Source organism: Bradyrhizobium sp. (genome assembly GCF_035273305.1).
Classification (GTDB): Bacteria; Pseudomonadota; Alphaproteobacteria; order Rhizobiales; family Xanthobacteraceae; genus Bradyrhizobium.
This window is the reverse complement of record NZ_DATEPI010000225.1, coordinates 1-8199: the sequence shown is the minus strand read 5'-3', so window position 1 is coordinate 8199 and position 8199 is coordinate 1. Positions and strand designations below refer to the sequence as shown.

Genomic DNA, 8199 nt, shown 5'->3' with positions numbered 1-8199 from the left:
ATTAACAAGAAGGGCGGCATTCTGGGCCGGCCGGTTGAGCTCTTGATCGAAGACTCGGCAAACGACGTCGGCACTGGCGTCCAGAAGACGCGCAAGCTGATCGAGCGCGATCAGGTGAGCTTCATCATCGGCGACGTCAATTCCGGCATTGCAATCGCGATGGCACAGGTCACCAGCGAAAAGAAGGTGCTCCACATCGTCTCCGGCGGCCACACCGACCCGATCACGGGTACGAACTGCTCCTGGAACGTGTTTAGGGTTTGCAACTCCACCACGATGGACGCCAACGCCATCGCCACCACGCTGATGGAGAAGTTCGGCAAGAAGTGGTACTTCCTGACCCCGGACTACGCGTATGGCCACTCGGTACAGGCGGGCTTCGAAAAGCTCCTCAAAGCCGCGGGCGGCACATCCGCCGGCTCCCTCGTTCCGCTCGGCACCCCGGACTACTCATCCTACCTGATCCAGGCCAAGGCCTACGGGCCGCAAGTGCTGATCAACGTCATGGGCGGCGGTGACCAGGTCTCGAGCCTCAAGCAATTCGTCCAGTTCGGCCTCGACAAGCAGATGGCGGTCGGCGGCACTCTGTTCGAACTGGAGAGTCTCCGCGCGGTACCCGATGGCGCGCGGGTCGGATGGTGGACGATGGAATGGTGGTGGGATCAACCCGGCGTTCCGCACGTTGCGGAATTCAACGCCTCCATCAAGAAGATCACAGGCAACGCCGCTACCGCGCGCAACTGGTTCGGTTATGCCTCGGTGCAGACTTTGGCACTGATTGCGAATCAGGAGAAGACTCTGGACGCGCCGAAGCTCGCCCATGCGCTTTCCGGTTTCAAGCTGCCGCCCGAGGTAGCTTTGCAGCCCGGCGCGCCGGAATACCGCGCCGGCGACCACGAATTGATGAGTACGGTGTTCGTCGGCGAGGCGCACCCGCCCAAGGGCGATCCGGATAACATGTTTACGGTGAAAACTCCCGTCCCCGGTGAAAAGGCTGCCGGGCCGGCAGCTGACACTGGCTGCAAGGTTAAATGGCCGGCCTAGTCGCAAACCAATAACGTTTCGCCTGCTGCTTCCGTGCATCAGGCCAAGCATTATTCGAACAAGAAACGCAGCGAAAATTAGTGGAGAGAATATGAGCTCATCGATTTTCAATCACCATCTCAATCGCCGTACGCTGATCAAGGGCGCAGCCGCGCTCGGCACCTTTCAGGCGGCCTCGCCATTTATCATACAGGCTCGTGGTGAAACGCCGATCCGGATGGGCATGGTCGATCCACTCACGGGGGTTTACGCCGCGCCGGCCGGCAACGAGGTGATGGGCGCCAAGCTCGCGGTCGAGCAGATGAACGCCAAGGGTGGCATTCTCGGACGTCAGGTCGAGCTGCTCGTAGAAGATTCGGCCAATGATGTCGGCACCGGCGTGCAGAAGGCGCGAAAGCTGATCGAACGCGACCAGGTCAACTTCATGATCGGCGATGTCAATTCCGGCATCGCGGCTGCGATCGCCCAGGTCACCGCCGAGAAGAAAATCCTGCACATCGTCTCGGGCGGACATACCGATTCGATTACCGGCAAGGATTGCAAGTGGAATGTGTTCCGGGTCTGCAACACCACGCGAATGGAAGCCAATTCGGTTTCGAACGTGCTGTTCACCAAGTACGGCAAGAAATGGCATTTCATCACGCCTGATTACGCTTTCGGCCACACCCTTTATGACGCATGCACCGATGACCTGAAGAAACTCGGTGGCACCGTCACCGGCAACGAGCTGACCCCGCTCGGCACAACCGATTTCTCCGCCTATTTGATCAAGGCGCGGGCCGCCAATCCTGACGTGCTGATCTTGCTGGTACAGGGCTCCGACATGATCAACTGCCTCAAGCAGGTGGTGCAGTTCGGCCTGAACAAGCAGATCCATGTCGCAGGAACACAGCAGGAACTGGAGTCATTGGCGGGGCTGCCGCCCGAAGCGCGTGTCGGCGTCTGGATGTTCGAATGGTACTGGAAGCAACCGGGTGTTGCGGGAGTTGATAAATTCGTCGCCGATATCCGCAAGGTGAACAACGGCAAGGTGCCGACCGCGCGCCATTGGTTCGGCTACACCTCGGCGATGAGCTTTGCGCTGATCGCGAATGCACAGAAAACCACCGAAGCCGTCAAGCTTGCCGCGGCACTCGAGAATTTCGAGCTGCCTGACGACGTCAAGCTGCAGCCGAACAAGGTATATTACCGCAAAGGCGATCATCAATTGATGACGTCGGCCTTCGTCGGCGAGGCCCAATCAAAAGGCAAGGATGATCCCGAGGACCTGTTCAAGGTGGACGAGGTTGTGGCGGGCGACAAAACCGCGCCGCCGGTCAGCGAAACCGGCTGCACGGTGCAGTGGCCGTCGTAGTGTAGTACAGTGAGTCTTTATTGTTGGACCCGGGAGGCTGCCTCCCGGGTCACGTTCATTTGCTTTGCCTTCGGTGAATTATGACGCAGCTCCTTCTGTTTAACGTCACCAATGGCCTGATCATCGGCGCGTTTTATGTGCTGATGGCGCTCGGCCTCTCACTCATTCTCAATTTGAGCAACGTCATCAATTTCGCTCATGGCGGGTTTCTGGTGATCGGCGGCTATATTGCCTACACCATCACGCCCTATATCGGCTTCTGGGGCGCACTGTTGCTGGCTCCGCCGTTGACCGCCATCATCGGACTTATTGTCGAGCGCGTGCTAATCCGGCCGCTTTACGGACGCGATCCGCTCTATAGCCTGCTTTTGACTTTCGGGCTCGCATTCATGATTGAGGATGGCACGCGCTTCATATGGGGACCGCAAGGCAAGCCGGTAACGATTCCACCATTTCTGGCGCAACCGCTGAGCAACGACTTGTTCTTCATCACCGGCTATCGGCTGTTCATGGTGGCGGTGGTGATGATTGCGGTGGCGCTGTTGTTCGTGCTGCTGCGCTATACGCGGCTCGGGGTTCGCATCCGCGCCGGCACGCTTGACCTAGAAACCGTCGCGGCGCTCGGCATCAACGTGCAAATGCTGCGCTCGCTTAATTTCGCGGTCGGCATCTTTCTCGCAGGCCTCAGCGGCGTTCTGGCCGCGGGACAGCTTGGTCTCGAGCCGACCATGGGCACCGGCCTGCTGATGCCGAGCTTCATCGCCATTATCGTCGGCGGCATCGGTAGCCTGCCCGGGACGCTGGTCGGCGGATTGCTGATTGGGGTGGCCTCGGGCTTGACGGCGGTATTCCTGCCGGCCGCCAGCGAGGCCGTGATCTACGTCTTGATGGCAGTGGTCCTGCTGTTGCGTCCGCGCGGATTGTTCGGGGAAGAAGGAATGATGACTTGAACTCCGCGCAAAGCCGAAAGCTGATCACGCTGACCGCGATCTGGGCGGTCTTGCTGTTTGCCCCGTTCTGGATGCTGCCGCTTGGCGGCTATACCGCGCTAGCCACAAGAGTGCTGGTGCTCGGGCTGGCGGCGATGTCCCTAAACTTCCTGCTTGGCTTTACCGGTGTGCTGTCATTCGGGCACGCCGCCTATTTTGGTCTGGGTGCTTACGGCGCGGGCCTGACGCTGAAGTTCCTGGCGCCGAGCACGCCATTGGCGCTGGTTTTAGGAATGCTGCTGGGCGGTGTCTGCGGCGCGCTCCTCGGCGCACTGATCGTGCGACGGCGGGGGGTCTACTTTGCCATGGTGACGATCGCGTTCGGCCAGGTGTTCTATTACATCGCCTTTCAGTGGAGTTCGCTAACCGGCGGCGACGACGGCCTGCGCGGTTTCTCGCGCCAGCCGATCGATTTCGGCTTGTTCCAGATCGACATTCTGTCCAATGCCAACAACTTCTATTATTTCGTCCTGTTTTGCTTCGCCCTGATGGTCGGCGTGATGGGGTACATCCTGCGCTCTCCGTTCGGTCGCACCATGATTGCGATTCGAGAGAACGAGCGCCGCTCCCGTTTTCTCGGCATCCCGGTGGAGCGTCACATCTGGATCGCGTTCACGCTCTCCTGTTTCTTTATGGGATTCGCTGGCGCGCTTTATGCACTGGTCAACAACTTCGCCGACCCAAGAGGACTACATTATAGTCAATCCGGCGATTTCGTCATGATGGCGGTGATGGGCGGAATGCGCAGCTTTTGGGGCCCGCTGCTCGGCGCTGCTGTGTTCGTTGTGCTGCAGGATTATTTGTCGAGCGTCACGGTGAACTGGATGTCATTCGTTGGCCTGCTCTTTGTGCTGGTGGTCCTGTTCTTCCCGCGCGGGCTGCTTGGCTTCATCCAACGGAGCAAGGCATGAACGTTCTGGAAATCAAAAACGTGACCAAGAGATTCGGAAATCTGGTCGCAGTGCGCGATGTATCCCTTGAGGTCGGCAAGGGAGAGTTGTGCGCGATCATCGGGCCGAACGGGGCCGGCAAAACCACCTTCTTCAACCTGATAAGCGGCTTCTTCCCGCCGACCGCGGGATCCATTGCTTTCGACGGCCGCGACATTACCCGGCTTGCCACGCATGAGCGGGTCACGCTGGGCATGGCGCGGACTTTTCAGATTACCGAAATTTTCCCCGAGCTCACCGTGTTTCAAAACGTTCGCATCGCCGCGGAAGTCGCCGGAGGCTACCGGCTGCGGCCCTGGATCAACCGTTCGGAAGCCGCCCAAATCCATTCTCAGGTCGAAGAGACACTCCAACTGGTTTCGCTGGCAGCAAAAGCGAACAGATTGGTTGGCGAACTCTCGCATGGCGATCAGCGCGCTGCCGAGATCGCGATGGCGCTGGCGCTGAGGCCGCATCTGCTGCTGCTCGATGAGCCGACGGCCGGAATGGGAGATCAGGAAACCTACCAGATCACGCAGCTGATCCGCCGCCTGCACCGCGACAGCAACTACACGATCGTGCTGATTGAACACGACATGCGCGTGGTATTTCATCTTGCGGATAGAATATGCGTGCTCGATCGGGGGCAAATGCTGGCGCAAGGCACTCCGCAGGAGATCGCCGCAAACGAGATCGTTCAAGCCGCCTATCTGGGCAATGCCGCATGACCGCAGCGCTCACAGCCAAAGATCTCCACACCTACTACGGCAAGAGCCACATCCTGCATGGGGTCAGCCTCAGCGTGGCCGAAGGCAAGATCACCGCGCTGCTTGGACGCAACGGCGCGGGCAAGACCACCACACTGCGAAGCCTGATCGGCCTGACGCCGGCGCGCGAAGGTGCCATCACGATCTTTGGCGAGGACACCACGCGCTGGTCCACCTTTCGCATAGCCGCTCGGGGTGTCGGCTACGTTCCGGAGGGTCGGCGCATCTTTGCCAATCTCAGCGTCGACGAGAACCTGAAAGTTCCACTCGAACGCAGCGGGCCTTGGACGGTCGAGCGGATCTACAAGCTGTTCCCGCGCCTCGAAGAGCGCAGGTTCAACCGCGGCCGCCAACTCTCCGGCGGCGAACAGGAGATGCTCTCGATCGGACGCGCCCTGCTGCTTAATCCGAGGCTATTGATCCTCGATGAACCTTCGCAAGGACTGGCGCCGCTGATCGTGCGAGAAGTGTTTCGCATCATTAAGCAGATGAAGGCCGAGGGCATTTCGGTTCTGCTGGTGGAGCAGAATGCGCGAATGAGCCTGGAAATTGCCGACGATGCCTATGTGCTCGATGACGGTATCGTGGTCTATTCCGGAACTGCGAAAGAGCTTGCCGCCGACGACGCGCGGGTGCGGGCGCTTGCCGGGGCCAGCGCCGAGGAATGGACGATCACGTAAAGCTCGCAACAGCGTGCCAGTCATATCGAAGCCGGATTCTGAAATGAAGGCACGAGCTAGCAATCTGATCATCGGATTCACGGCGCTCACGGTTGTCGCCGGCGCTCTCCTGGGCACGCTTGGCTTCCAGAAGATCAGTGGAATGCGCCAGCAAGCGCCACTTCGGATCGTGTTCGAAGGCTCCGCAAGCGGCCTGCGCAAGGGCGGCAGCGTGAACTTCGCGGGCGTCCAGATTGGCACGATCCAATCCCTTAAACTGGACAACCCGCGCAAGGTCGTGGCCCTGGCCATGGTTGATAGCAGCGCGCCGATCCGCAAGGACACAATAGTTGGACTGGAGTTTCAGGGCCTGACCGGCATCGCTGCGATATCGCTGACCGGCGGGGCAGCCAGCGCGCCATCGGTGCCTCTGGACGAGGACGGCATGCCCGTGCTGAGGGCCGATGTCAGCGAGATCCAGTCGATCCGTGACTCCCTGCACGATGTCGACCGCATCCTGGTTGGCAATCAGGCGCTGGTGAAAGATGCGCTGCTCTCCTTCGAAACCTACACCGCATCATTGGCGAGCAAAGGCGAAGCGATCGAAACCATCATGCGCAAGGCCGATAATGCTTTTAGCGGCATCGATAGCGCGATCGGCAGGATCGATGATGCCGTGCCAAGCTTGGCGGGCGGCGCGGCCGATGAGTTGTTTGAAAGGATTAGATCAATTCGCGAATTGGCGGAAAGCTTCAACATGAAATCCGGTGCCGTGATGGACGAAGGACGGCGCTCGCTGCTTGATATCAGCCAGGCCGCCATCAAGGTGACGCGAAAGTTTGACCCGCAAGCCGCAGGCACCGCCAGCCCCCCGGCGCCGAGGAGGTCCAACTCAAAGCGGAACTAGCGGATTTCTCTGGCTGAAGGCCCTCGGCGGCTTCAATCGAGGGCGGGTTGAGCGGGAGTTGACAGAGGCTGGCGCCGAGCTCGTCCCCGTTCGAGGAGAAGCTTCTAAGGGTCCGAGCTTGGAACTCGTCCGCCCGCGCCGCGACGGAAATATTGTTCGAAGCAATGGAACCAAAGTTCCCGATCGGAATTGTTCCGATTCGCTAAGGTTCCGGGAACCTAAACGTCTGGAAGAACTCGCCTATTTCACTTGCTTCGAAATCACCGGCACGGTCTGATGCAGCAGAGATCGGGTCGTCGGTGCTCATTATTTGAGCGCGCCTTTCTGCTTAAGGGGGGAATTTATGAGTGATCTCGGCTCAAGCGCTGCACCGCGGCGGCGCAACAAGAACAAATCCTATAGCAACGGAAAGCCGGACCCTTCGCAGGAGTTGCTGCACGCGCTGCAAGCGATGCGAAGCGGAGATTTCTCGGTCCGAATGACCGGCGACCATCTCGGGATCGAAGGGAAGATTGCCGACACCTTCAATGAAATTGTCGCCGCGAACGAGCGAATGGCGCAGCAGCTGGAGCGCGTCGGTCAGGTTGTCGGCCGCGAAGGAAAAACCCGTCAGCGCGTCAAGTTCGGGCTTGCCAGTGGCTCATGGGCCGATATGGAAGGTTCGGTCAATACCCTCATCGATGATCTGCTCTGGCCCACGCGTGAAGTGACCCGGGCGGTCGCGGCTGTCGCTCAGGGCGATCTGTTGCAAACTGTCCAGCTCGATGTCGACGGTCGTCCGCTGGGCGGCGAATTTTTGCAATCGGCCACCATCGTCAACACCATGATCAAGCAGCTCAGCGTATTCACCTCCGAGGTGACTCGCGTGGCGCGCGAGGTGGGAACCGAGGGCAAGCTCGGCGGTCAGGCGCAAGTGCCCGAGGTAACTGGCGTCTGGAAGGACCTCACCGAGAGCGTCAATTCCATGGCCAACAATCTCACCGGCCAGGTTCGCAATATCGCCGAGGTAACGATTGCGGTCGCCAACGGCGACCTCTCCAAGAAAATCACCGTGGACGTTCGCGGCGAGATCCTGCAGTTGAAGGAAGCCATCAACACGATGGTGGATCAGCTGCGTTCGTTCGCGTCCGAAGTCACCCGTGTCGCACGGGAGGTCGGCACCGACGGTAAGCTCGGCGGCCAAGCGATCGTGCCCGGCGTCGCCGGCACCTGGAAGGATCTCACCGACTCCGTCAATGCCATGTGCGGCAATCTCACCGCGCAAGTCCGCAACATCGCAAACGTCACCACCGCGGTGGCGCGCGGCGACCTGTCGCGCAAGATCACGGTGGACGTGCGCGGTGAAATCCTCGAGCTCAAGGACACCATCAACACGATGGTGGACCAGCTCAATTCATTTGCTTCCGAAGTGACGCGCGTGGCGCGCGAGGTCGGCACCGAAGGCAAGCTCGGCGGCCAGGCGCAGGTCCGCGAAGTGTCGGGCGTGTGGAAGGATCTGACCGAGTCGGTCAACTCCATGGCGTCAAACCTCACCGCGCAGGTGCGCAACA

Annotated in this window: 8 protein-coding genes; all 8 read left to right on the top strand. The window is 59.9% G+C overall.

Going from position 1 to position 8199, the window contains the following annotated elements; translation table 11 throughout:
- Positions 1-1044, top strand: a 1044-nt coding sequence (locus VJV58_RS15375; RefSeq protein WP_324138223.1) for an ABC transporter substrate-binding protein, incomplete at its 5' end; no start/stop codon positions are given.
- Positions 1045-1135: 91 nt separating this feature from the next.
- On the top strand, positions 1136-2398 hold the full coding sequence (locus tag VJV58_RS15370) for an ABC transporter substrate-binding protein (RefSeq protein ID WP_324138222.1): 1263 nt from the start codon (positions 1136-1138) through the stop codon (positions 2396-2398).
- Between the two features lie 80 nt (positions 2399-2478).
- Entirely contained in the window at positions 2479-3348 is an 870-nt protein-coding gene (locus VJV58_RS15365) for a branched-chain amino acid ABC transporter permease (RefSeq protein WP_324138221.1), read from the top strand.
- Entirely contained in the window at positions 3345-4298 is a 954-nt protein-coding gene (locus tag VJV58_RS15360) for a branched-chain amino acid ABC transporter permease (protein ID WP_324138220.1), read from the top strand. The genes VJV58_RS15365 and VJV58_RS15360 overlap by 4 nt, the downstream gene beginning before the upstream one ends.
- The gene (locus tag VJV58_RS15355) at positions 4295-5044 is read left to right on the top strand and encodes an ABC transporter ATP-binding protein (RefSeq protein WP_324138219.1); all 750 of its coding nucleotides are present in this window, start codon (positions 4295-4297) and stop codon (positions 5042-5044) included. Before VJV58_RS15360 ends, VJV58_RS15355 begins: the two co-directional genes overlap by 4 nt.
- The gene (locus VJV58_RS15350) at positions 5041-5763 is read left to right on the top strand and encodes an ABC transporter ATP-binding protein (RefSeq protein ID WP_324138218.1); all 723 of its coding nucleotides are present in this window, start codon (positions 5041-5043) and stop codon (positions 5761-5763) included. The genes VJV58_RS15355 and VJV58_RS15350 overlap by 4 nt, the downstream gene beginning before the upstream one ends.
- A gap of 43 nt (positions 5764-5806) precedes the next feature.
- Positions 5807-6649: an MlaD family protein gene (locus tag VJV58_RS15345; RefSeq protein WP_324138217.1), complete on the top strand. Its 843-nt coding sequence runs from the start codon at positions 5807-5809 to the stop codon at positions 6647-6649.
- Between the two features lie 343 nt (positions 6650-6992).
- On the top strand, positions 6993-8199 hold a 1207-nt coding region (locus tag VJV58_RS15340; protein ID WP_324138216.1), incomplete at its 3' end, for a HAMP domain-containing protein.

What these genes read in the sequence shown, in the direction of transcription:
- VJV58_RS15355 (WP_324138219.1), top strand. Translation starts at nt 4,295, where the DNA reads ATGAACGTTCTGGAAATCAAAAACGTGACCAAGAGATTCGGAAATCTG.
- VJV58_RS15370 (WP_324138222.1), top strand. Translation starts at nt 1,136, where the DNA reads ATGAGCTCATCGATTTTCAATCACCATCTCAATCGCCGTACGCTGATC.
- VJV58_RS15350 (WP_324138218.1), top strand. Translation starts at nt 5,041, where the DNA reads ATGACCGCAGCGCTCACAGCCAAAGATCTCCACACCTACTACGGCAAG.
- VJV58_RS15345 (WP_324138217.1), top strand. Translation starts at nt 5,807, where the DNA reads ATGAAGGCACGAGCTAGCAATCTGATCATCGGATTCACGGCGCTCACG.
- VJV58_RS15365 (WP_324138221.1), top strand. Translation starts at nt 2,479, where the DNA reads ATGACGCAGCTCCTTCTGTTTAACGTCACCAATGGCCTGATCATCGGC.